Raw genomic sequence first — 21629 nt, 5'->3', positions numbered from 1 at the left:
TTCCGCCCGTTCCGCTGGGTTACTTGATGACTTCCGGTGGGTTCTCGAAGTACTCGTCGTCCGGCCGGGTGTCCGGCACCAGGTCCGGGCCACCCACCGCCAAGTCCTCGCCGTCGCCGGCGTACCCCTCCGGCAGGTGGCTCTTGACCACCTCGAGCGCCTCCGATTCGCCGACCAGCTCCCGCATCGCCTCGACCACCTGGGCGCCGGCGTCGCGCTGCGCCTGCCGGGTGGTCTCCAGGATCATGCGGGCCAGCTGCTCGGGCTCCACGTCGCGCACGCCGGGGCGCAGCACCAGACCGGTGGTGGCCCCGCTGGCGCTCACCCGCACCGTGATGTCCCCGTCCGGAGAGGTCGCGGACCCACCGACCTCGCGCAGCGCCTTGTCGGCCCGCTCGGCGCGCGCCGCGACCGCCTTCAGCTTCTCGTCGTACTGCAGGAGCCACTGCTGCGGATCCATGCGCGCCTCCCAATGGTCCTTGACGGATCATCGTGCATCTTTGATGGAGCATGCCCGATTCGGTTCCCGAAGAAGAGTACTTTCGCAGATTTTCTTCTGGTACGGCCCTGACGTCGGCCCTGCTGGGCGTGCCTGGATACTTGCTGCGGAGTGCGGGCGAGGAAGGGGTCCTGGGTGCCAGCAGCCGCACTGGAGATCGACGGCATCGCCAAGCGCTACGGCGAGATCGTCGCCCTGTCGGACCTGAGCTTCGAGGTTCGGGCCGGCGAGCTGTTCGGATTCGTCGGCAGCAACGGGGCCGGCAAGACCACCACGATGCGGATCGCGCTCGGCGTGCTCGCGCCGGATGCCGGCCAGGTGCGCTGGGCCGGCGCGCCGGTCACGCTGGCCACCCGGCGCCGGTTCGGCTACCTGCCGGAGGAACGCGGCCTGTACCCGAGGATGCGGGTGCTCGACCAGCTCGTCTACCTGGCCGAGCTGCACGGCATGTCGACCAACCAGGCGCACCGCTCGGCCGAGCACTGGATCGCCCGGCTGGGCCTGCGCGACCGCCGCACCGACGAGGTGCAGAAGCTGAGCCTTGGCAACGCGCAACGGGTCCAGCTCGCCGCGGCCCTCGTGCACGAGCCCGACGTGCTGGTGCTCGACGAGCCGTTCTCCGGCCTCGATCCGGTCGCCGTGGACATGCTCAGCCAGGTGCTGCGCGAGCGGGCCTCGGCCGGCGTGCCGGTGATCTTCTCCAGCCACCAGCTCGATCTGGTGGAACGGCTCTGTGACCGGGTCGGGATCATCCAGGATGGACGGCTGGTCGCCTGCGGCACGGTGGCCGAGCTGCGCGCCGGCTCCGGGGTCCGGCTCATCGTGGAGGCGCCGAACGCGCCGGCCGGATGGGCCGAAGGGCTGCCGGGCGTGGAGACCCTTCAAGTCCACAATGGACGGACCGTGCTGCTGCTGCGCGAGGGCGCCGACGATCAGGCCGTGCTCGCGGCGGCGCTGGCCACCGGGCCGGTGCGGGAGTTCAGCCGGCACGCGGCGCCGCTGGCCGAGTTGTTCCGTACCGTGGTGCGGCGGGAGGGCTCGTGAGAGGTCGGACCGTCTTCCTGATCGCGCGGCGCGAGCTGAACGCCAAGCTGCGCACCCGGGGTTTTGTGATCAGCACCGCGGTGTCCATTGTGGTGCTGGCCGTGTTCGTGCTCACGCAGAGCGCCGTGTTCGATGCGTCCAACAAGAGCGTCGTCGGGCTCAACGGTCAGGCGATCTCGGTCGGTGGATCGCTCACGGCGGCGGCCGGCCGGCTCGGGCGTCAGATCGAGACCAGGGAGATCACCGACCTGGCGTCCGGCGCGGCCATGGTGGCCGACGGCGAGCTCGACGCGCTGGTCAGCGGGCCGCCCGCGGGGCTTCAGGTGCTGGTCAAGGACGAGCTGGACCAGGATCTGCGGGTCGCGCTGGACGGCATCGTCGCCCAGCAGGTGCTCGAGGCGGAGCTGGCCGCGGTGGAGGATCTGGACGCCGGGACCGTGCTCGGGCGGATCACCAACGCGCACGTCGGCGTGCGGACGCTGGAGGCGCCCGATCCGCAGCGCGGTCAGCGGCTGGCCATCGCCCTGCTGATCATCGCGCTGCTGTACTTCTCCCTTGTGCTGTACGGCACGATGGTCGCCCAGGGCGTGATCGAGGAGAAGTCCAGCCGGGTGGTGGAGATCCTGCTGTCCACCGTGCGGCCGTGGCAGCTGCTGTCCGGCAAGGTGCTCGGCCTCGGCCTGGTCGGGCTGATCCAGCTGGCGATCATCGGCGTGATCGGCCTTGTGCTCGGCATCACGACCGGCGCGCTGGCGATCTCCGGCGTGGCCGCCGGATCCCTGCTGTGGGGCCTGGTCTGGTACCTGCTCGGGTACTTCCTCTACGCCACGGTGTTCGCCGCGGTCGGCTCCCTGGTGTCGCGGCAGGAGGACGCCCAGGCGGTGCTCACGCCGATCACCCTGGTGCTCGTGGTCGCCTTCGTGCTCGGCTTCAGCGTGCTGGCCCAGGACGCGTCCGGCACGGCGGCCACCGTGCTGTCCCTGCTCCCGCCGTTCTCCCCCATCCTGATGCCGGGCAAGATCGCCCTCGGCGCCGCCCCCGGGTGGCAGATCGCGCTCGCGATCGCCTTCACCCTGGCCGCCATCGCCCTGCTCACCATGCTCGGCGCCCGGATCTACCGCAACGCCGTGCTCCACATGGGAAGCCGCGTCCGCCTCCGCGACGCGGTGTTTTCCAGCTCGGGCTGTGTTTTCTAGCTCGGGCAGGGCCGCCTTGTCGCCTCGGTGTTTATTAGCTCGGGCAAGGCCGCCGGTCGCCTTCGGCGAGCGGCCGGGGGTTGGGTTGGCTGGTGGGTTGCGGGCCGGGGTGGGTGGTTGAGTGTCGTGGGTGGTTGGCTGACGGCGCCTGCGGGCAGGGCTCGTTCCTCGCCCTGCCCTGGTCGTCGTGGGGCGGCCGCCCTCGCCAAAGATTGGCGACCTCAGCGCAGTTTCGAAACACTCGTTAGCGGCGGTCGATCGAGACGTAGTCTCGTTCGGTGGCGCCGGTGTAGACCTGGCGGGGGCGGCCGATCTTGGTGGCTGGGTCGTTCATCATCTCGCGCCAGTGGGCGATCCAGCCGGGCAGCCGGCCGAGCGCGAACAGCACCGTGAAGAACTTCGTCGGGAAGCCCATCGCTCGGTAGATCAGGCCCGTGTAGAAGTCGACGTTCGGGTACAGCTTGCGCTCGATGAAGTAGTCGTCGGCCAGCGCCCGCTCCTCGAGGTCTTTGGCGATCGCCAGCAGCTCGTCGCTGCTGCCGAGGCGGCTGAGGATCTCGTCGGCGGTCTTCTTGATGATCGCGGCGCGCGGGTCGTAGTTCTTGTACACCCGGTGGCCGAAGCCCATCAGCTTGACGCCGTCCTCGCGGTTCTTCACCTTCTTGACGAACGTGTCGACGTCGCTCTCGTCGTCCCGGATCCGCTCGAGCATGTCGAGGACCGCGCTGTTGGCGCCGCCGTGCAGCGGCCCGAACAACGCGTTGATGCCGGCGGAGATGCTGGCGAACAGGTTGGCCTCGGACGAGCCGACCAGCCGCACGGTCGACGTCGAGCAGTTCTGCTCGTGGTCGGCGTGCAGGATGAACAGCAGGTCCAGCGCCCGCGCCGTGTCCGGGTCCACCTCGTACGGCTCGGCGGGCAGGCCGAAAGTCATCCGCAGGAAGTTCTCCACCAGCCCGAGCGAGTTGTCCGGGTAGAGGAACGGCTGCCCGACGGACTTCTTGAACGCGTACGCGGCGATGGTCGGCAGCTTGGCGAGCAACCGGATCGTGGAGATCTCCACATGCTGCTCGTCAAAGGGTTTCAGGCTGTCCTGGTAGAAAGTAGACAGTGCGGACACGGCCGACGACAGCACCGGCATGGGATGCGCGTCGCGCGGGAAGCCGTCGAAGAACCGCTTGAGATCCTCGTGCAGCAGCGTGTGCCGGTTGATCTTCTCGGTGAAGTCGGCCAGCTGGTTCGCGCTGGGCAGCTCGCCGTAGATCAACAGGTAGCTGGTCTCGATGAACGTCGAGCGCTCCGCGAGCTGCTCGATCGGATAGCCGCGGTAGCGCAGGATTCCCGCGTCACCGTCGATGTAGGTGATCTCCGACGCGCACGCGGCGGTGTTGACGAAGCCGGGGTCGAGCGTGACCAGTCCGGTGCTGGCCAGCAGCTTGCCCAGGTTGATGCCGGAGGCGCCCTCGGTCGCCGACGTCACGGACATCTCGTGCTCGCCGTCCGGATAGCGCAGCACGACGGTGCCGGAATTAGTGGTCGGGTCAGCCATGGTTCCCATTCTTACCTCGGTGCGCCGCCCGCGCTACGCACAGTTGGGCGTGCGCGACCTGGCTCACAGGATGTCTATCTCTCCAGCGTAGGGCGGTTCGGCCCCGGCGCGCGACACCGTGACCGCCGCGGCCCGCGCGGCGAGGTGCAGCGCCTCGCGCCAGGCCGCAGGACCGACCGACCGCAGCCGGTCCGGATCGGTGATGCCGTTTCGGTGCAGCCAGTACAGCAACGCTCCGTGCACGGTGTCGCCGGCGCCGATGGTGTCCACGACGGTGGCCGGCGCCGCGGGGACGTCCACCCGCTCGCCGGCGCCGGTGAGGGCGGTCAGGCCGCCGGCGCCCCTGGTGATCACCGCGGCGGCCGGGCCCTTGGCCAGCCAGTCCCGGATCGCCCGTTCTGGCTCTCGGCCGTCCCGTCCGGCGAGCCACCGAGCGTCCTCAACGGACAGCTTGAGCAGGCCGATGTCGGGCAGCCAGGACAGGAACCGTTCCCGGTGCGCGTCCGGGTCGGATACCAGCACGGGGCGGATGTTCGGGTCGAGGACCGTCAGCCCGCCGCGCCGCGCATGCCGGCGCAGCATCGTCTCGTAGGTGGTCGCGCCCGGCTCGAGCAGCAGGGACAGCGTGCCCAGCGACAGCAGCGTCACCTCGTCCGGCAGCTCGCCGGGGTCGGTGACCAGGCGGTCGGCCGTGCCCTCGACGTGGAACGAGTAGCGGGCCGAGCCGTCCGGTCCGATCCCGGCGACGGCCAGGGTGGTCGGCTCGGTTCCGCGCTGCACCATCGAAGTGTCCACTCCGGACAGTTCGAGCCGGCGGATCAGCGCGTCCCCGAAGGGATCCGTCGACAGGCGGGACACGAACCTGACCGGCGCGCCCAGCCGGCCGACCGCTATCGCCACGTTGTACGGGCCGCCACCGGGAAGCGGGCGCAGCGGCGCGAGGCTGTCGTCCACAGAGGACGACAGCGGGACCAGGTCGATGAGCGCCTCGCCGCCGACGACGATCATGTCTTCTCCAGCCCACCGAGCAGCAGCTCGGACAGCGCGGTGAACGCCTCGGCGTCCGACACCCCGGTGCGCTCGGCGAGCACGCCGGTCTGGATGCCCTCGATCAGCAGCGCGGCCATCTCGGCGATCAGCTTGGCGTGCACGTCCCGGAACGTGCCGTCCTCGACGCCCTGCCGGATGAACGACCGGATCCGCTCGGCGGCGGCCCGCGAGTTGCGCTGGTAGATGGCCCTGGCCGGCGGGAACGCGGCCACGTCCGCGATGAACGTCGGCGACGCCCCGCTCAGCTCCTCGGTCACACCCTCCAGGTAGGACGCGATCAGCTCGCGCGCGTCCTGCCGGCCGGCGATGCGCTTCTCGATGCGCTCGCTCGCGCCGCGGAAGAACTGCGCCACCACCTTGACCGCGAGCTGTGCCTTGCTCGGCGCGAGCGCGTACAGGGTGGACTTCGAGCAGTGCATCCGCGCGGCCAGGTCGTCGAGCGTGAAGCGCGCGAAGCCCTCGGCGAGGACCAGCTCGACAAGGCCGTCCAGCAGCGCCGCCTGCCGCGGGGTCGGCGGCACGCGGGTCCGCGCCGAGTCGAACGGCGGCTGCGGTGGGCTGACAGCGGTCACAAGGAGGGAGAATACCTGGCAGTACTCTAGAATGTCCGTCAGTACTGCATCCAGTACTCAATGGGGAGGACGTCGATGCCGGCAGAGCGGCTGTTGCCGAGTACCGAGGCCGAGGATCTGCTCAAGCTCACGCGGGAGATCGCCAGGGAGGAGCTGGCGCCGATCGCCTCCCGGTACGAGGAGGAGGCCCGCTTTCCCAGGGAGCAGTTCCGGTTGCTCGGCCGCAGCGGGCTGCTCGGGCTGCCCTACCCGGAGCGGTGGGGCGGCGGCGCCGTGTCCTACGAGGTGTACCTGCAGGTGCTCGAGGAGCTCGCGGCGGCGTGGATGACCATCGGCGTCGGGGTGTCGGTGCACACCATGTCCTGCTTCGCGCTCGCCGAGCACGGCACCGAGGAGCAGCGCGAGCGCTGGCTCGGCGACCTGCTCGGCGGTGAGCTGCTCGGCGCGTACGCGCTGTCCGAGCCGCACGCCGGCTCCGACGCCGCGGCGCTGACCACGCGGGCGGTGCGCTCCGGTGACGTCTATGTGGTCAACGGAACCAAGGCGTGGATCAGCCACGGTGGGCACGCGGACTTCTACACGACGATGGTGCGGACGTCGGACGACGGGGCCCGGGGGATCAGCTGCCTGCTCGTGGACGGTGCGACACCGGGGCTGTCTTCCTCGGCGCCGGAACGCAAGATGGGCATGACGGCGTCCACCACCACGCAGATGATCTTCGAGGACGCCCAGGTGGCGGCCGATCGGCTGCTCGGCGCGGAAGGGGACGGGCTGAAGATCGCCCTGAGCGCGCTGAGCTCCGGGCGCCTCGGCATCGCCGCGTGCGCGGTGGGCCTTGCCCAGGCGGCGCTGGACGAGGCGGTCGCGTACGCCAAGCAGCGCACCCAGTTCGGCAAGGCGATCATCGACTTCCAGGGCGTGGAGTTCCTGCTCGCCGACATGGCCGCGGCCGTAGAGTCGTCGCGCGCGACCTACCTGGAGGCCGCCCGGCGCCGCGACCGGGGCGTGCCGTTCCGGCGCCAGGCCGCCATCGCCAAGCTCGTCGCCACCGACGCCGCGATGAAGGTGACCACCGACGCCGTCCAGGTCCTCGGCGGCGCCGGCTACACCCGCGACTTCCCGGTCGAGCGCTACATGCGCGAGGCCAAGGTCCCCCAGATCTTCGAGGGCACCAACCAGATCCAACGCCTACTCATCGCCCGCGAGCTGCGCAAGGCTGACCCGCCTGTCCGGATTTGACTGCTGTCGTTGCGTTCCAGCGAACGGTGCGGCCTTCGGGTGGATTGTGGCTGGGCGCCGTCACGGTCCCTGAGGTTGCGGTTGGCCGGCACGCACGCTAACTCAACCTCGCCGAACATGGCCAACTCACCCTCGATGGAACGGGCTCTCGGTGACGCCCTCGCCGGTGGTCTCGTCGAAGTGGTAGACCTCGCGGCCGGCGATGAACACTCGCATGGCGCGGCTCATCACGTCGAGCGGATCGCCCGACCAGACAACGAGATCGGCGTCCAGGCCCGGCCGCAGCGCGCCGACCCGGTCGTCGAGCCCGAGGATCTCGGCCGGGTTGACGGTGATCGAGCGCAGCGCGGTGTCGGCGTCGAGCCCCTCCTTGATGCACAGGGTCGCCTGGTGCACCAGGAAGTGGATGGGCACCACGGGATGATCGGTGGTGATGGCGATCTTCACCCCGGCGCGGGCCAGGATGCCGGGGTTGCGCAGCGAGCGCCGCCGAACCTCTACTTTGGACCGACCGATCAGCAGCGGGCCGATGACCACCGGAATCCCCTTGTCCGCCAGCAGATCGGCGATCAGGTGGCCCTCGGTGCCGTGGTCGATCACCAGCCGGTAGCCGAACTCCTCGGACAGCCGGATCGCGGTGACGATGTCGTCGGCGCGGTGGCTGTGCTGGCTCCACGACAGCTCCCCGTCGAGCACCCTGACCAGCACCTCGAGCGTGGTGTCCCGCTCCATCGGCTCGCCGACCCGCTCCGCGTGCTGCCGGCGCAGCTTGTAGTCCTGCGCCTTGGTGAACGCATCCCGGATGACCGCGGCCACGCCGAGCCGGGTCGACGGAAGCTTGCGCTGCTCGCCGTAGATCCGCTTGGGGTTCTCGCCGAGCGCGCTCTTCACGCTCACCGGCTCGCGGATGACCATCTCGTCGACCGCGCGGCCCCACGACTTGACCGCGACGGTCTGGCCGCCGATCGGGTTGGCCGACCCCGGTTTGACCACGATGGTGGTCACCCCGCCGGACAGCGCGTCCCGGAAGCCCTCGTCGTCCGGGTTGATCCCGTCCAGCGCGCGCAGCCGGGCGCCGTTCGGGTCGGTCTTCTCGTTGGCGTCCTCGCCGACCCAGTGCTCGCCCTCCTCGAGCACCCCGACGTGCCCGTGCGCCTCGACGAATCCCGGCAGCAGCCACGAACCCGACACGTCGACGATCTCGGCGTCGTCCGGCACGTCCACCTCGGCGGCCGACCCGACCGCGACGATCTTGTCGCCGTCGACGAGCACCGTGCCGTCCTCGATCGGGGCCTGGGCAACGGGGACCACATGTCCCCCAACGAATGCGGTACTCACAGCGGCATGATCCCCCAACGTCCGGCCCAGGACTTCCCCGGCTCGAGATGGATCAGATCGGTCCCCGAGTTCAGCGCGTCCGGCGGGCAGGTCATCGGCTCGATCGCCACCGCCAGCCCGCCGCGCGCCCCCGGAAAGTCGTGCGGCGTATACACCTGCACCCACCGGAAGCTGCGGTCCGCCCACACCTCGACCCCGCCCCGCAGGCTCGAGATCCCGTGCCTGATCAACCCGTCCCCGCGCGGCTTGCACCCGCCGAAGGCATGATCGAGAGCCGGCAGGTCGCAGATCAACCGGCCGCGCCGGAAGTCCAGATCGGTCCCGCGGACCTCGGTCAGCCTCCCGGTCGGCACCATCCGCACCGGGTCCAGCTCCAGTGTCGTCGTCGCGGCCAGCTTCAGCTCGCAGTCCTCCATCTGCAACGCCCCCGGCCGGACGTACGGATGCGCCCCCACTCCGAACGGCATCACCGCGTCCCCAAGGTTCCGCACCGTGTGCGTGACGTTCAGCCCGCGCAGACCCAGCTCGTACGACACCCCGGTGCGAAACGGAAACGGCCACCCCGCCTGCGCGTCGACCGTGACCTCCAGCGTCACCCTCGACCGGGAATGCTCCGTCACCGTCCACTTCTCGTGCCGCACCAGGCCGTGGATCGCGTTCCCCCGCGCCGGCTCGGTCACCTCCAGATCCTGGGGCTGGCCGTCGAGCACCCACCGCGCGCCCGCCACCCGGTTCGGCCACGGCACCAGCACCGCCCCGGCACCCTTGGGCGGCTCCTCGTCCTCCCCGAACGTCTCGGTGTACAGGACGCCGTCCACCTCGTAGGCCCGCAACCCCGCCCCCACCGTGGTCACGATCGCCCGCGCCCCGGACTGGCCGATCTCCAGCTGTTCCCCGCTCGGTCCGCTCATGCTCCGAGCCTAGGGGGCCGGCCTACTTCGTCAGCGCGGTCGGGTCCATCTCCTTGATTTGCTCGCCCTTCCACCGCAGGTAGCCCCAGTTGACGATCCACAGCACGATTCCGACGGCGATCAGGGCGAGCGCGATGTAGTAGTCGCTGGCCGGCCGGCCGGACAGCACCGGGATCGCGAGGTACCCGCACAGCACGGCGGCCAGGATCGGCGCCCAGGTCGGGGCCACGAAGTGCTTGTGGCTCACGGTTTCCCGGCGCAGCACCAGGACCGCGACGTTGACGACGGTGAAGACCACGAGCAGCAGCAGGGCGGTGGTGCCGCCGAGCTTGCTGACGCCGTCGGCCCCGGCGGTGGCGACGAGCACCGCGGCGATCGCGGTGGTGACCAGGATGGCCACCCACGGGGTGCGCCGGAACGGGTGCACGGTGCCGAACGCTCTTGGCAGGATCCGCTCGTTGGCCATGCCGTAGAGCAGCCGGCTGGCCATCAGCATGTTGATCAGCGCGGAGTTGATGACGGCGAACAGACCGATGAACGCGAACAGGCGCAGCGGGAAACCGGGCGCACCGACCGTGATCACCTGCAGCAGCGCGTTGGATCGGGCCGCGGCGAGTTGGTCGGCGGGGATCAGCAGCGACGACGTGATCGCGACCAGGATGTAGATCAGGGCGGCCGCGCCGAGACCCATGAGCAGCGCTCGCGGGAAGATCCGCGGTGGGTCCTGGCACTCCTCGGCCATGTTGACCGAGTCCTCGAAGCCGACCATCGCGAAGAACGCCAGCGACGCCGCGGCGGTGATCGCCAGCAGCATGCTCTGGTTCGCGGTGTCGATCTCGGTGAGCCGGCTGGCCTCACCCTTCCCACCGGCGACGGCGAAGATCCCGATCGCGATGATGATCAGCAGGCCGGACAGCTCGATGCAGGTGAGCACCACGTTCGCCTTGACCGACTCGGACACGCCGATGAAGTTGATCGCGGCGAGCATCAGGACGAACAGCACCGCGACGATGGCGATGACGGTCGCCGACACCGTGATGTTGAACGACGCCGGCAGGTAGGTGGCGCCGAAGGCCCGCGCCGCGGCCGACGCCGAGGTGATGCCCGAGCACATGACGGCGAAGGCGACCAGGAAGGTCAGGAAGGGAACCCGGAACGCCCGGTTGGTGTATAGCGCGGCCCCCGCGGCCCGGGGGTACTTGCCGGACAGCTCCAGGTAGCTGAACGCGGTGAGGAAGGCGACCACGAACGCCACCAGGAACGGCACCCACAGGGCGCCGCCGATCCGGCCGGCCACACTTCCGGTCAGCGCGTAGATGCCGGTGCCGAGGACGTCGCCGATCACGAAGAAGAACAGCAGCTTGGGACCGATGGCCCGCTTCAGCTCCGGTTGGCCGGCGGTGGGTTCGGTGGACTCTGCAGTCGCCATGGCTTGAGAGTGTGCCTCATCTCACTCACGGCGACCATCTCAAAGCCGTTACTTCTTCACCGGCTCGGCCGGGGCGACGTAGCGCCAGAAGGCGGGCAGGCAGGCGATGGCGCCGATGGTCAGGAGGATGACCAACAGGCCGCCGAGGTAGGTGGCGGCCGCGGTGCCGATGGCGGTGGCGGCCCAGCCGTGGACCAGGTCGGCGATGCGCGGGCCGCCGGCGACGACCACGGTGAACACTCCCTGGATGCGGCCGCGCATCTCGTCGGTGGACGCGGTCTGCAGGATCGCGCCCCGGTGCACGGCGCTGATCAGGTCGGCCGCGCCGCCGATGGCGAGGAACAGCACGGCGATCCACAGCAGCTGGGACAGCCCGAAGCCGATCATCGCGGCGCCCCAGCCGAGCACGGCCACGGTGACGACGACGCCCTGCCGGGTCAGCCGGGAGATCGAGCCGGACAGCAGGCCGCACAGCGCGGCGCCGATGGGAATGGCGGCGTAGAGCCAACCCAGCGCGAGACCGCCGCCCGTCGGGTCGCCGAACGTGCGCTCGGCCAGCTCCGGGAACAGCGCCCTCGGCATGCCGGCGACCATCGCGATGATGTCCAGCAGGAACGACGCCAGCAGCACCTTCTGCGTTGCCAGATAGTGGAAACCGGCCACGATGTCGCGCAGGCCAGCGCCCTGCCTTGCGCCGGGGCCGGGCGGTATCGGCGGCAGCGGAAGCAGGACCAGCAGCACGACGACCAACGCCACCGTGTCGATCAAGTACAAAGTGGACAGTCCGAGCCACGGGATCAGCGCGCCCGCGGCCAGCGGCCCGAACACCATGCCCATCATGAACACGGTGAAGCTCAGCGCGGTCGCCGGCGCCACCAGCTCGGCGGGCACCAGCCGCGGCACGACCGCGCTGCGGGCGGGGAAGTTCACCGCCACGAACGCCTGCTGCATGCCGAGCAGCGCGAACACGACCCACACCGACCCCAGACCGGTGAACGCCTGGGTCCACAGCAGACCCGAGGTGACCGCGATGCCGGCGCCGCTGACGATGATCACCTTGCGGCGGTCGAACGCGTCGGAGATCGCGCCACCCCACAGCCCGAACACGATCAGCGCCGCCAGGCCGACCGCGCCGGTCAGTCCCACGTAGCCGGACGAGCCGGTCAGGTCGTACACCTGCTTGGGCACCGCGACCGCGGTGAGCTGGCTGCCGACCGCGGTGACCGCGGAGGACACCCACAGCCGCCGGAAGTCCCGGATCCGCAGCGGTCGCGTGTCGATCACGATCCGGCCCAGCAGCCGGGCGGCGGACCGCGGGCGCGCCTCGGTACGGCTGCCCTGGTCCACGCTCAACCCATCACCTCGCAAGCTCGGTGATGGCGACCCCGTCGCCTCGTCCCTCGGCGACGGGGCAGCGCTTATGGTTCGCTCCGCAAGCTCCGCTCACGTAGAGAGCTTAGCCCTGCTAACTAGTTGGCCGGCAGTGATTTAGCTCAAGGCTCAGGGGGCGACGCGCTCAACCTGCCAGGTGTCCAGGACCAGCTTGTAGCGCAGCCGGTCGTGCATCCGGTCGGCGCGGCCCTGCCAGAACTCGACGACCTCGGGCCGGATCCGCCAGCCGCCCCAGTGCGGCGGCACCGGCACCTCGTCGGTGTCGGCGAACCGGCGTTTGATGTTGGCCAGGGCATGGTCCAGCGCGGACCGGCCGCTCACCACGCTGGACTGCGGCGAGGCCCAGGCGCCGAGCTGCGAGCCGCGTGGCCGGCTGGCCCAGTACGCCGCGGTCTCGTCGGGGCTGACCTTCTCCACGATGCCGCGCACGGTGGCCTGGCGGTGCAGGTCGTACCAGGGGAAGGTGGCCGACGCATACCGGGTGGCCATCAGATCGTGGCTCTTGGCCGAGGTGTAGTTGGTGAAGAACACCACTCCCCGCTCGTCGAGACCCTTGGCGAGCACGGTGCGCGACGACGGGAGCCCGTCGGCATTGGCGGTGGCCAGCACCATCGCGTTTGGCTCGGCGACGCCCGCGCGGGTCGCGTCGTCCAGCCACCGTTGCAGCTGTGCGTGCCAGGTGTCGGCCAGCTCCGACTCGTGCAGCGAGCCCTGCTCGTAGGACACCCGCATCGAAGGAAGGTCCACCGCGATGTCGATGCCGAGGTCGCCGTCGGCCATAGTCGTCTCCTCCCGCCAAGGATCCTTTGACCGTACGGGTTTTCGGCAGGAACGGAAACCGCCGCTACGGTGACTCCGCCCACCTATCGATTGACCGGCCGGGTGATGGTGGCGATGAATATCGCGCGGATCTCGTCGGCGAGGTCGCTGGCCGGCACCGGCGGCTCGTGCGTCTGCCACTCGCGCAGCAGCCCGGTGATGGCGCCGACCAGGGCGATGGCCGTGAGGCGGTAGTTCCGCTTCGGCGCGAGCCCGGCCTCGGCGGCCCGGTCGCATTCCGCCTCGATGAACTCGACGTACCGGGTGAACCAGTCCTTGTGCTGCCGCTCCATGGCCGCGCTGACCCCGGGCGCCTCCACGTAGTTCAGCCGCGGGTAGCGCGGGTCGGAGGTGACCGCCTCGACGAACGCGTCCACCAGGGTGGTCACCCGGGTGATGGCATCCGCATGGGTGAGCGAGTCGAGCAGCGGAAGCATGCGCTTCATCGCCACCCGGTTGATGTGCGCGTGCAGCTCCAGCAGCAGGGCCTCCTTGCTGGCGAACTTCTCGTAGAAGTTGCGGGTGGACACCCCGGCCCGCGCGCACAGATCGGCGATCTTGGTCTTGTGGTAGCCCTTCGAGGTGAACTCGTCGAGCGCCGCCTCGAGCAGCTTGTCCCGCCGCTCCGCCCGGCGCTGCTCGGTGTCGACGCCCGCATAGGTCCGGCTCCTCGTAGCCACGTCCTGAGCCACTCCTGATCGCCTCCTTGCGCAGCGTTTACCCATCTCACCACGGAAGTCGCAATCTGAGACCTGTGGTCGGCAAGGTGCGCTCGGGTGGAGTATCTGACAATCACGTTCCGCACCCGCGGGCCCGGATTAAGCAATCCATTACGGTGATAACGTCGTCTGCCAGAGCGGTGGACACCCACCCAGACGAGGCCAACGGAACGCGCGACCACCAGTCGCCCCCGGCCGCCGGACCGGGATCGGCGTCGGAGATCAGGATCTCGGTGCCCAGCACCCGCCGGCCGGCGAGGTGCGCGACGCTGGCGTCCAGCTCGGGGTCGCCGATCTCCAGGCGCTGGCGCAGCACCGGCCGCCCGGCCCGCACCACCTGGATCGCGCTGCTCAACCGGCCGGGGCGCTCGCCGGCGCGGCCGAGCACGAGGACCTCGCGGCAGTGCAGGACGGCGCCCGCGGCCAGCTCGGCGAGCAGCCGCGACTCGTGCCGGGCCCGCCCGGTGATCACGGTCGGCTCCGGCAGGTAGGCCACGGCGGCGCGCTCGGCGAGCTCCAGCCGCACGGTGCACCGGCTCGGCCCGAACCGTTGCCCCGGCAGGGCCAGCGTGGCCGCGACCCCTTCGAGGGTGAGCCGGGCGCCGGGGCCGACCCGCACGGTCAGCTCGAGGTCGTCCCCGCCGAGCGGCGCGGCCGCCGAGTTGAGCAGGCGCACGACGGCCGGCCCGCCGCCCCGGTCGCGCGCGGGCATCACGGTCAGCGGCGCGGCCGAGCGCAGCCGGCGGATCACGCTGTGGCCGCGGTCGTCGAGCTCGACGGTCAACCCGGCGCGTGCCCTCACGCCGGCGCCGCCACCGCCGCGAGCTGCTCGCGGACCCAGCCCGCCACGGCCGGCGCGTCCGGAGTGTCCACAAGCGACTGACTGATCACCGGGAGGCCCTTGCGCACCCGGTGCGCGTCGGTCGTCATCACGTCCAGGTCGGCGCCGACCAGTGGGGCGAGGTCGGTCTTGTTGATCACCAGGAGGTCCGCGGTGGTGACTCCGGGACCACCCTTGCGGGGGACTTTGTCGCCACCCGCCACGTCCACCACGAAGATCTGCCGATCCACCAGTCCCCGGCTGAACACCGCGGTCAGGTTGTCCCCGCCGCTTTCGATGATCACCAGGCGCAGCCCGGGAAACCGGCGCTCAAGGCCGTCGACGGCGTCCAGGTTGGCCGTGATGTCGTCCCGGATCGCCGTGTGCGGGCAACACCCGGTCTGCACGGCGACGATGCGCTCGCGGTCGAGCACCCCGGCGGCGCGCAGGAAGTCGGCATCCTCGGTGGTGTAGATGTCGTTGGTCACCACGGCCAGCTCGACCGCCGCGCCGAGCGCCCGGCACAGCGCGGCGACCAGCGCGGTCTTGCCGCTGCCCACCGGGCCGCCGATACCGAGCCGAAACGCCCGCCCGGCAAGGGGTTCATGCGGATGGGGGTCGTGGTGCCCGCCGTCAGCTGGCAAAGAGACGCACCTCCTTCTCGTGGTGCCGCCGGTGTGCCTCGGCGAGCAGATCGAGCCCAGGCGCCGCGGGTGCGGGCAGCTCCGCCGGATCGCGTGCCGCGCACTCCGCCGCCCGCTCCGCAACATCCCGCATCCATTCGGACAGCGCCACGACCACGCCGTTGACGGCAAACGGATCGAGACCCAGCAACCGAACCGCCGCACTGGCCGGCCCGCTCACGGAGAGGTAGGCGGCGGTCAGCGCGGCATCCACCGGCAGCCCCCCGGCCGCTCCCACCACCGCCCCCAGCACGATCGCATGGTGCGGCCGTGCCCCCAAACCCGCTACCACTCCACCGAAGGTGGCCTTCAGATCCGCCGGAACGAATGTGGCCCTCGCCGCCGCCGGAGCGAAGGTGGCCCCCGTCGCCGGTGCGGGAGTGAAGGTGGCCTCCATCCCCGCCGCCGAAGCGGGAGTGAAGGTGGCCTCCGCCCCCGCGGGCGGGGCGAAGGTGGCCTCCATCCCCGCTGCCGGAGCAAAGGTGGCCTTCGCCGCGGCTGCCGGTGCAAAAGTGGCCTCCGCTCCCCCTGCCGGAGCGAAGGTGGCCTCCGTCCCCGCCGCCGGAGCGAAGGTGGCCTCCGTCCCCGCCGCCGGCGGAGAGAAAGTGGCCTTCGCTGCCGCTGGCGGGGTGGAGATGGCTTTCAGGTCTGTGTGAGCGAAGGTGGCCTTGGCGGCGCGGAGGGTGGCAGCGCCTTGGGTGCGGGAGGTGTCGCGTTGGGCGGGGGATGGGGTGCGGGCGTCGAGCTCGGCGTCGAGGGTGGCCCAGAACGTGGGGGTGGCGTTTCGGCGGGCGGCGTGGGTCGCGGCGGCGGCGAACACGGCGGCCAGCTCGCCGGCCGTGCGCAGGCGGCCGAGCAGGAACGGCGCCAGATCGTCCTCATTGGACACTTGGGCGCGGGCGGCGGCTTCCTCGAGCCCGCCGGAGTGCACGTGGCCGCCGCCGGGGAAGCGGGAGTCGGCCAGCAGGAGCGCGCTGATGTCCATGTCAGAACAGGAAATAGCGTTGGGCCAGAGGGAGCTCCTCGGCGGGGGCGGGTTCGACCAGCTCGCCGTCGATGTGGACGGCGAAGCTGTCGGGGTCGACCTGGATGTGTGGCAGGGCGTCGTTGCCGATCATGTCGGACTTGGTGAGGCGGCGGGTGTTGGTGACGGCCACCATCGGGGTGGCGGTGCCGGTCTGCTCGGCCAGACCGGACTCGATTGCTTCCGGGGCAACGAAATGCAGGCTGCTGACGGCGGCGACCCTTGGCGCCGCGCCGAACATCGGGCGGGCAAGGACCGGTTGCGGGGTGGGGATGGAGGCGTTGGCGTCGCCCATCGCGGCCCAGGCGATGAAGCCGGACTTCAGCACCACGCTGGGGCGGACGGCGAAGAACCGGGGATCCCACAGCACGAGATCGGCGAGCTTGCCGACCTCGACCGAGCCGATCTCGGTGGCCATCCCGTGAGCGATCGCCGGGTTGATCGTGTACTTGGCCACGTACCGCCGGGCCCGCAGGTTGTCGGCGGCGCCGTCGCCGGGCAGCGCGCCGCGTCGGCGCTTCATCACGTGCGCCGTCTGCCAGGTACGGATGATCACCTCACCGATCCGGCCCATGGCCTGGGAGTCCGAGCTGATCATGGAGATCGCGCCGAGGTCGTGCAGGACGTCCTCGGCGGCGATCGTCGTCGGCCGGATGCGGCTCTCGGCGAAGGCCAGGTCCTCGGGCACGGACGGGTTGAGGTGATGGCAGACCATCAACATGTCCAGGTGCTCGTCGATGGTGTTGACCGTGTGCGGCCGTGTGGGGTTGGTCGACGACGGCAGCACGTTGAGCTCGCCGACCAGCCGGATGATGTCCGGGGCGTGGCCGCCGCCGGCGCCCTCGGTGTGATACGCGTTGATCGACCGTCCGGCTATTGCGTCCACAGTGGACTCGACGAAGCCGGCCTCGTTCAACGTGTCCGTGTGGATCGCGACCTGGACGCCGGACACGTCGGCGACCCGCAGGCAGGCGTCGATGGTCGCGGGCGTGCTGCCCCAGTCCTCGTGCAGCTTGAACCCGCCGGCGCCGCCGCGCAGCTGTTCCCGGAGCGCCTCCTCGCTGACCGTGTTTCCCTTGCCCAGCAACAGAAGGTTCAGCGGGATGCCGTCCATGGCGCGCAGCATCCGGCCGAGGTTCCAGGCGCCGGGGGTCACGGTGGTGGCCTTGCTGCCCTCCGCGGGACCGGTCCCGCCGCCGACCAGGGTGGTCAGGCCAGCGGCCAGCGCGGTGTCGGCGAGTTGCGGGCAGATGAAGTGCACGTGGCAGTCCACCCCGCCGGCGGTGAGGATCTTTCCGTTGCCCGCAATGATTTCCGTCGAGGGGCCGATCACGAGCGCGGGGTCGACACCGTCCATCGTGTCCGGGTTGCCCGCCTTGCCGATGCCGACGATCCGGCCGTCGCGGACGCCGATGTCCGCCTTGATCACACCCCAGTGGTCGAGCACGACCGCGCCGGTGATCACCAGGTCGGGGGCGCCCTCCGCGCGGGTGGCCAGGCCCTGGCCCATGGACTCGCGGATCACCTTCCCGCCGCCGAAGATCACCTCGTCGCCGGACGCCGGGCCCCGGCTGCGATCCTCGGTCACCTCGATCAGCAGATCGGTGTCGGCCAACCGGATCCGGTCCCCGACCGTCGGCCCGAACAGCTCCGCGTACCGGTCGCGGTCCAACGACCTCATCGGTCCAGCTCCCCGGCGAACTCGTGCCGCAGTCCCGGCACCACGCGGCGACCGGCGATCGGCACCAGGTCGACCTCGCGCTCGACGCCGGGCTCGAACCGCACCGACGTCCCCGCCGGGATGTCCAGGCGGTAGCCCCACGCCTCGTTGCGGTCGAAGTCGAGGCCGAGGTTGGCGGCGGCGAAGTGGTAGTGCGAGCCGATCTGCACCGGCCGGTCGGCGGTGTTGCGCACCAGCAGCCGGACCCGGTGCCGGCCCGGGTTCAGTGCGACCGGTTCGGGTCCGGTGATGATCTCTCCTGGTCGCATGGCTCTCCACTCACACGATCGGATGGTGCACGGTTACCAGCTTGGTGCCGTCCGGGAAGGTGGCCTCCACCGCAACGGTGTCGATGAGCTCCGGCACGCCGTCGAGGACCTGGTCGCGGCGCAGCACGGCGCGGCCGGACTCCATCAGGTCGGCGACCGAGGCCCCGTCGCGGGCGCCCTCGAGGACGTGGTCGGTGATCAGGGCGACGGCCTCGGGGTGGTTGAGCCGCAGGCCCCGGGACAGGCGGCGGCGAGCGACGTCGGCCGCCACATGGACCAGCAGCTTGTCCCGTTCCTGCGGCGAGAGGTGCATGGCAGATAGATGTACCACCCGGGCCGGAATCAGAGATACTCCACAAACTGAATCGATCACTTAACCGTGACGGACGACACCAGGGCGCATGATTGCACCCTGACGGTCGGCCGAGGCATGGTTGGTTACCCGCCGCGCGAAATCAGTCGGGGCAATTGGCGTGGAAGGCGAGAGAATGCACGGCGTTGTGCAGCACATCGACAAGACTCCCATGAACCAGCCCGGCGTGCCGCCCAATACCGACGACGGGTTCCGGCCGGGTCTCGAGGGAGTGGTCGCGTTCCGCACGGAGATCGCGGAGCCGGACCGCGACGGTGGCGCGCTGCGCTACCGGGGCGTGAACATCGAGGACCTGGCCGGCAAGGTCACCTTCGGCAACGTCTGGGCGCTGCTGGTGGACGGCAGGTTCGGCCAGGGTCTGCCGCCCGCCGAGCCGTTCCCGATCCCGGTGCACACCGGCGACGTCCGGGTCGACGTGCAGGCCGCGCTGGCCATGCTGGCCCCGATCTGGGACTACAAGCCGCTGCTGGACGTGCGCGACGACGAGGCCCGCGAGCAGCTGGCCAGGGCGTCGGTGATGGCGCTGTCCTACGTGGCGCAGTCGGCCCGCGGCATCGGCCGGCCCGCGGTGCCGCAGAGCCGGATCGACGAGTGCACGACGATCACCGAGCGGTTCATGACCCGCTGGCGCGGGGAGCCCGACCCGGCCCACGTGAAGGCCATCGACGCGTACTGGGTGTCGGCCGCCGAGCACGGGATGAACGCGTCCACCTTCACCGCCAGGGTGATCGCGTCCACCGGCGCCGACGTCGCGGCCTGCATCTCCGGCGCCATCGGCGCGATGTCCGGCCCGCTGCACGGCGGCGCGCCGGCCAGGGTGCTGCCGATGATCGAGGAGGTGGAGAACGTCGGTGACGCAAGGAAGGTCGTCGCCAACGTCCTCGACCGCGGCGACCGGCTGATGGGCTTCGGGCACCGGGTCTACCGGGCCGAGGACCCGCGTGCCCGGGTGCTCCGGCGGACCTGCCAGGAGCTGGGCGCCGAGCGCTACGAGGTGGCGGTCGCGCTGGAGCAGGCCGCGCTCGCCGAGCTGCGCGAGCGCCGGCCGGACCGCGCCATCGAGACTAACGTCGAGTTCTGGGCCGCGGTGATCCTGGACTTCGCCAAGGTGCCGCCGCACATGATGCCGGCGATGTTCACCTGCGCCCGCACCGCCGGCTGGTGCGCGCACATCCTCGAGCAGAAGCGCACCGGCCGCCTGGTCCGCCCGTCCGCCCGCTACGTCGGCCCCGCGCCGCGCCGGGTCGAGGACGTGGAGGGCTGGGACACCGTCGCCCACGGCTGACCGTCCACCGTTCGGTGGGCAGCCGCATTCAGTCGAGCGGGCGCCGGTCCGGCGCGGCGCCGTGGCGCCATGGACGCGATCACGGCGCACGGCCTGACCAACGCGGAGACCGGCAGGCTCGGCGTGTCCGACCGCACCGCCGCGGCGGCGCGCGGCCTGCCCGGCCGAGGGGCTACGTCGGGTAAACGTGAAAGCTGCGGTCTGCGCCCGACTGTCGACAGAATGCCTGCATGCTGCCCACCACCGAGTTAGCCCTCTTGCGCCGCGTCGCCGCCGAGCAGGCCGACAGTCGCGCACCGTCACTGATCGCCGCCGTGGTCCGCGGCGACGAGGTCCTGTGGACCGGGGCCCGCGGCCGGGTGGATGGCCAGCCACCGACTGCCGACACCCAGTACCGGATCGGCTCGATCACCAAGACCTTCGTCGCCGTGCTGGTGATGCGGCTGCGCGACGAGGGCCGGCTCGACCTCAACGACCCGCTGGACAAGCACGTGCCCGGCACCAACCTCGGTCACCTGACCGTCGCCCAGCTGCTCGCGCACACCGGAGGGGTGACCTCCGAATCGCCCGGCGAGTGGTGGGAGCGGTCGCCGGGCGGGGACTGGCATGCGCTGCAGAGCAGCCTGGCCGACGGGGCGCTGCGGCACCGGGCCGGCGCGCGGTTCCACTACTCCAACGTCGGCTACGGGGTGCTCGGCGAGCTGGTGGCCCGGCTGCGCGGGACGAGCTGGTTCGACGCCCTCGTCGCCGAGGTGCTCCAGCCGCTGGGGATGCGCCGCACCACCCCGGACCCGCGGGCGCCGCACGCCCTCGGCTGGGCCGTGCACCCGTACGCCGACGTGCTGCTTAGCGAGCCGACCCCGGACACCGGCGCGATGGCCCCGGCCGGGCAGCTGTGGTCCACGGTCACCGACCTTGCCAGGTGGACCCGGTTCATGGCCGGCGACACCGGCGAGGTGCTGAACCCGGACACGGTCGCCGAGATGCGCGAGCCGGCCCACGTGGACGACGCCGACGCCTGGACGTCGGGCTACGGCCTCGGGCTGCAGGTCCTGCGCGACTCGGGGCGCCGGCTGGCCGGGCACAGCGGCTCGATGCCCGGCTTCCTGGCCAGCGCGCTGACCGACCCGCGCACCACCACCGGCGCGCTCGCCTTCGCCAACTGCACGGCCGGCGTGGCGATCATGAGCCTGGTGCTGGACCTGCTCAAGACGGTCGACGAGTACGAGCCCGCGCTGCCGGCCGAGTGGCAGCCGATGGCCGGGCCCGACCCGGCGCTGCTGGCGCTGACCGGCCCGTGGTACTGGGGTCCGATCCCCTACACGCTGCACCTGCTGCCGGACCGCTGGCTGAGCCTGCGCCCGGCCAGCGGCTCCGGCCGGGCGTCCCGCTTCCGGCCGGAGCCCGACGGCACGTGGACCGGGCTGGACGGCTACTACGCCGGCGAGACCCTGCGGGTGGGCCGCCGCGCCGACGGCTCACCCAGCCACCTCGACCTGGCCACGTTCATCTTCGCCCGCACGCCCTACGACCCGGCCGCGCCGATCCCCGGCGGGGTGGACGAGGCGGGCTGGCAGGGGTCGTGAGCCTTGTGTGGTGCGATTGCCCCACAGAGACTCACGACGTCAGGCAAGGGCCTCGGTCGGGGTGAGCCGCGCCGCCCGCATGGCCGGGTACACCCCGGCCAGGGCCCCGACC

Annotated in this window: 20 protein-coding genes and 2 pseudogenes; 5 read left to right on the top strand and 17 right to left on the bottom strand. The window is 71.0% G+C overall.

Features of this window, described 5'->3' with window-relative positions; all coding sequences use genetic code 11:
• Nucleotides 1-19 precede the first annotated feature (19 nt).
• Nucleotides 20-460, bottom strand: coding sequence for a YbaB/EbfC family nucleoid-associated protein (locus VGX25_RS20130; RefSeq protein WP_326919382.1), 441 nt, complete (start codon nt 458-460; stop codon nt 20-22).
• Nucleotides 461-634: 174 nt separating this feature from the next.
• Between VGX25_RS20130 and VGX25_RS20125 the strand changes: the two genes are divergently transcribed.
• Complete coding sequence (locus tag VGX25_RS20125) at nt 635-1543, top strand: ATP-binding cassette domain-containing protein (protein ID WP_326919381.1); 909 nt, start codon at nt 635-637, stop codon at nt 1541-1543.
• Nucleotides 1540-2739 carry an ABC transporter permease gene (locus tag VGX25_RS20120; protein ID WP_326919380.1) on the top strand — a complete coding sequence of 400 codons (1200 nt, stop codon included), beginning with the start codon at nt 1540-1542 and terminating at the stop codon, nt 2737-2739. The genes VGX25_RS20125 and VGX25_RS20120 overlap by 4 nt, the downstream gene beginning before the upstream one ends.
• A 244-nt stretch (nt 2740-2983) precedes the next feature.
• Here VGX25_RS20120 and VGX25_RS20115 read toward each other — a convergent pair whose 3' ends face one another.
• From VGX25_RS20115 to VGX25_RS20105, 3 genes are all read right to left on the bottom strand, one after another.
• The gene (locus tag VGX25_RS20115) at nt 2984-4288 is read right to left on the bottom strand and encodes a citrate synthase (protein ID WP_326919379.1); all 1305 of its coding nucleotides are present in this window, start codon (nt 4286-4288) and stop codon (nt 2984-2986) included.
• A 63-nt stretch (nt 4289-4351) separates the two neighbouring features.
• Nucleotides 4352-5296 (bottom strand): carbohydrate kinase, encoded by a 945-nt coding sequence (locus VGX25_RS20110; protein ID WP_326919378.1) that lies wholly within the window; start codon nt 5294-5296, stop codon nt 4352-4354.
• Complete coding sequence (locus VGX25_RS20105) at nt 5293-5910, bottom strand: TetR/AcrR family transcriptional regulator (RefSeq protein ID WP_326919377.1); 618 nt, start codon at nt 5908-5910, stop codon at nt 5293-5295. The genes VGX25_RS20110 and VGX25_RS20105 overlap by 4 nt, the downstream gene beginning before the upstream one ends.
• A gap of 75 nt (nt 5911-5985) precedes the next feature.
• On the opposite strand from VGX25_RS20105, the gene VGX25_RS20100 reads away from it, so the two are divergent.
• Nucleotides 5986-7149, top strand: a complete 1164-nt coding sequence (locus VGX25_RS20100) for an acyl-CoA dehydrogenase family protein (protein ID WP_326919376.1) — start codon at nt 5986-5988, stop codon at nt 7147-7149.
• Nucleotides 7150-7275: 126 nt separating this feature from the next.
• Here VGX25_RS20100 and VGX25_RS20095 read toward each other — a convergent pair whose 3' ends face one another.
• The 13 genes and pseudogenes from VGX25_RS20095 to VGX25_RS20035 form a co-directional block, all read right to left on the bottom strand.
• A complete protein-coding gene (locus tag VGX25_RS20095) occupies nt 7276-8487 on the bottom strand; it encodes an amidohydrolase (RefSeq protein WP_326919375.1) in 1212 nt (403 codons plus the stop codon).
• Nucleotides 8484-9398 carry an aldose 1-epimerase family protein gene (locus VGX25_RS20090; protein ID WP_326919374.1) on the bottom strand — a complete coding sequence of 305 codons (915 nt, stop codon included), beginning with the start codon at nt 9396-9398 and terminating at the stop codon, nt 8484-8486. The genes VGX25_RS20095 and VGX25_RS20090 overlap by 4 nt, the downstream gene beginning before the upstream one ends.
• A 22-nt stretch (nt 9399-9420) precedes the next feature.
• Complete coding sequence (locus tag VGX25_RS20085; RefSeq protein ID WP_326919373.1) at nt 9421-10827, bottom strand: APC family permease; 1407 nt, start codon at nt 10825-10827, stop codon at nt 9421-9423.
• A gap of 48 nt (nt 10828-10875) precedes the next feature.
• Entirely contained in the window at nt 10876-12180 is a 1305-nt protein-coding gene (locus VGX25_RS20080) for an MFS transporter (RefSeq protein WP_414635884.1), read from the bottom strand.
• A 147-nt stretch (nt 12181-12327) separates the two neighbouring features.
• The gene (pdxH, locus tag VGX25_RS20075; RefSeq protein ID WP_326919372.1) at nt 12328-12999 is read right to left on the bottom strand and encodes a pyridoxamine 5'-phosphate oxidase; all 672 of its coding nucleotides are present in this window, start codon (nt 12997-12999) and stop codon (nt 12328-12330) included.
• An 83-nt stretch (nt 13000-13082) separates the two neighbouring features.
• Nucleotides 13083-13730: a TetR/AcrR family transcriptional regulator gene (locus tag VGX25_RS20070; protein ID WP_326919371.1), complete on the bottom strand. Its 648-nt coding sequence runs from the start codon at nt 13728-13730 to the stop codon at nt 13083-13085.
• Nucleotides 13731-13830: 100 nt separating this feature from the next.
• Nucleotides 13831-14559 carry an urease accessory protein UreD gene (locus VGX25_RS20065; RefSeq protein ID WP_326919370.1) on the bottom strand — a complete coding sequence of 243 codons (729 nt, stop codon included), beginning with the start codon at nt 14557-14559 and terminating at the stop codon, nt 13831-13833.
• Nucleotides 14556-15221 carry an urease accessory protein UreG gene (gene ureG / locus VGX25_RS20060; protein ID WP_326919369.1) on the bottom strand — a complete coding sequence of 222 codons (666 nt, stop codon included), beginning with the start codon at nt 15219-15221 and terminating at the stop codon, nt 14556-14558. The genes VGX25_RS20065 and ureG overlap by 4 nt, the downstream gene beginning before the upstream one ends.
• Nucleotides 15211-15531, bottom strand: a pseudogene (locus VGX25_RS20055) (urease accessory UreF family protein); the annotation flags it as partial. The gene ureG and the pseudogene VGX25_RS20055, both read right to left, overlap by 11 nt.
• 333 nt (nt 15532-15864) lie before the next feature.
• A pseudogene (locus VGX25_RS20050) lies at nt 15865-16245 on the bottom strand (urease accessory UreF family protein); the annotation flags it as partial.
• Nucleotide 16246: 1 nt separating this feature from the next.
• Complete coding sequence (locus VGX25_RS20045) at nt 16247-17965, bottom strand: urease subunit alpha (RefSeq protein ID WP_326919368.1); 1719 nt, start codon at nt 17963-17965, stop codon at nt 16247-16249.
• Nucleotides 17962-18273, bottom strand: coding sequence for an urease subunit beta (locus tag VGX25_RS20040; protein WP_326919367.1), 312 nt, complete (start codon nt 18271-18273; stop codon nt 17962-17964). Before VGX25_RS20040 ends, VGX25_RS20045 begins: the two co-directional genes overlap by 4 nt.
• A gap of 10 nt (nt 18274-18283) precedes the next feature.
• Nucleotides 18284-18586, bottom strand: coding sequence for an urease subunit gamma (locus VGX25_RS20035; RefSeq protein WP_326919366.1), 303 nt, complete (start codon nt 18584-18586; stop codon nt 18284-18286).
• Between the two features lie 211 nt (nt 18587-18797).
• On the opposite strand from VGX25_RS20035, the gene VGX25_RS20030 reads away from it, so the two are divergent.
• Nucleotides 18798-19931, top strand: a complete 1134-nt coding sequence (locus tag VGX25_RS20030; protein WP_326919444.1) for a citrate synthase 2 — start codon at nt 18798-18800, stop codon at nt 19929-19931.
• A 230-nt stretch (nt 19932-20161) separates the two neighbouring features.
• A complete protein-coding gene (locus VGX25_RS20025; protein WP_326919365.1) occupies nt 20162-21517 on the top strand; it encodes a serine hydrolase domain-containing protein in 1356 nt (451 codons plus the stop codon).
• Nucleotides 21518-21629 lie beyond the last annotated feature (112 nt).

The organism is Actinophytocola sp. (assembly GCF_035942955.1).
Classification (GTDB): Bacteria; Actinomycetota; Actinomycetes; order Mycobacteriales; family Pseudonocardiaceae; genus DASYTH01.
Note: the sequence above shows the minus strand (reverse complement) of the source record. Positions and strands in the feature narration are given on the sequence as shown.

Coding starts and splice junctions, on each gene's coding strand:
- VGX25_RS20130 (WP_326919382.1), bottom strand. CDS start 460: ATGGATCCGCAGCAGTGGCTCCTGCAGTACGACGAGAAGCTGAAGGCG.
- VGX25_RS20115 (WP_326919379.1), bottom strand. CDS start 4,288: ATGGCTGACCCGACCACTAATTCCGGCACCGTCGTGCTGCGCTATCCG.
- VGX25_RS20110 (WP_326919378.1), bottom strand. CDS start 5,296: ATGATCGTCGTCGGCGGCGAGGCGCTCATCGACCTGGTCCCGCTGTCG.
- VGX25_RS20100 (WP_326919376.1), top strand. CDS start 5,986: ATGCCGGCAGAGCGGCTGTTGCCGAGTACCGAGGCCGAGGATCTGCTC.
- VGX25_RS20090 (WP_326919374.1), bottom strand. CDS start 9,398: ATGAGCGGACCGAGCGGGGAACAGCTGGAGATCGGCCAGTCCGGGGCG.
- VGX25_RS20085 (WP_326919373.1), bottom strand. CDS start 10,827: ATGGCGACTGCAGAGTCCACCGAACCCACCGCCGGCCAACCGGAGCTG.
- pdxH (WP_326919372.1), bottom strand. CDS start 12,999: ATGGCCGACGGCGACCTCGGCATCGACATCGCGGTGGACCTTCCTTCG.
- VGX25_RS20045 (WP_326919368.1), bottom strand. CDS start 17,965: ATGAGGTCGTTGGACCGCGACCGGTACGCGGAGCTGTTCGGGCCGACG.
- VGX25_RS20040 (WP_326919367.1), bottom strand. CDS start 18,273: ATGCGACCAGGAGAGATCATCACCGGACCCGAACCGGTCGCACTGAAC.
- VGX25_RS20035 (WP_326919366.1), bottom strand. CDS start 18,586: ATGCACCTCTCGCCGCAGGAACGGGACAAGCTGCTGGTCCATGTGGCG.
- VGX25_RS20030 (WP_326919444.1), top strand. CDS start 18,798: ATGAACCAGCCCGGCGTGCCGCCCAATACCGACGACGGGTTCCGGCCG.
- VGX25_RS20025 (WP_326919365.1), top strand. CDS start 20,162: ATGCTGCCCACCACCGAGTTAGCCCTCTTGCGCCGCGTCGCCGCCGAG.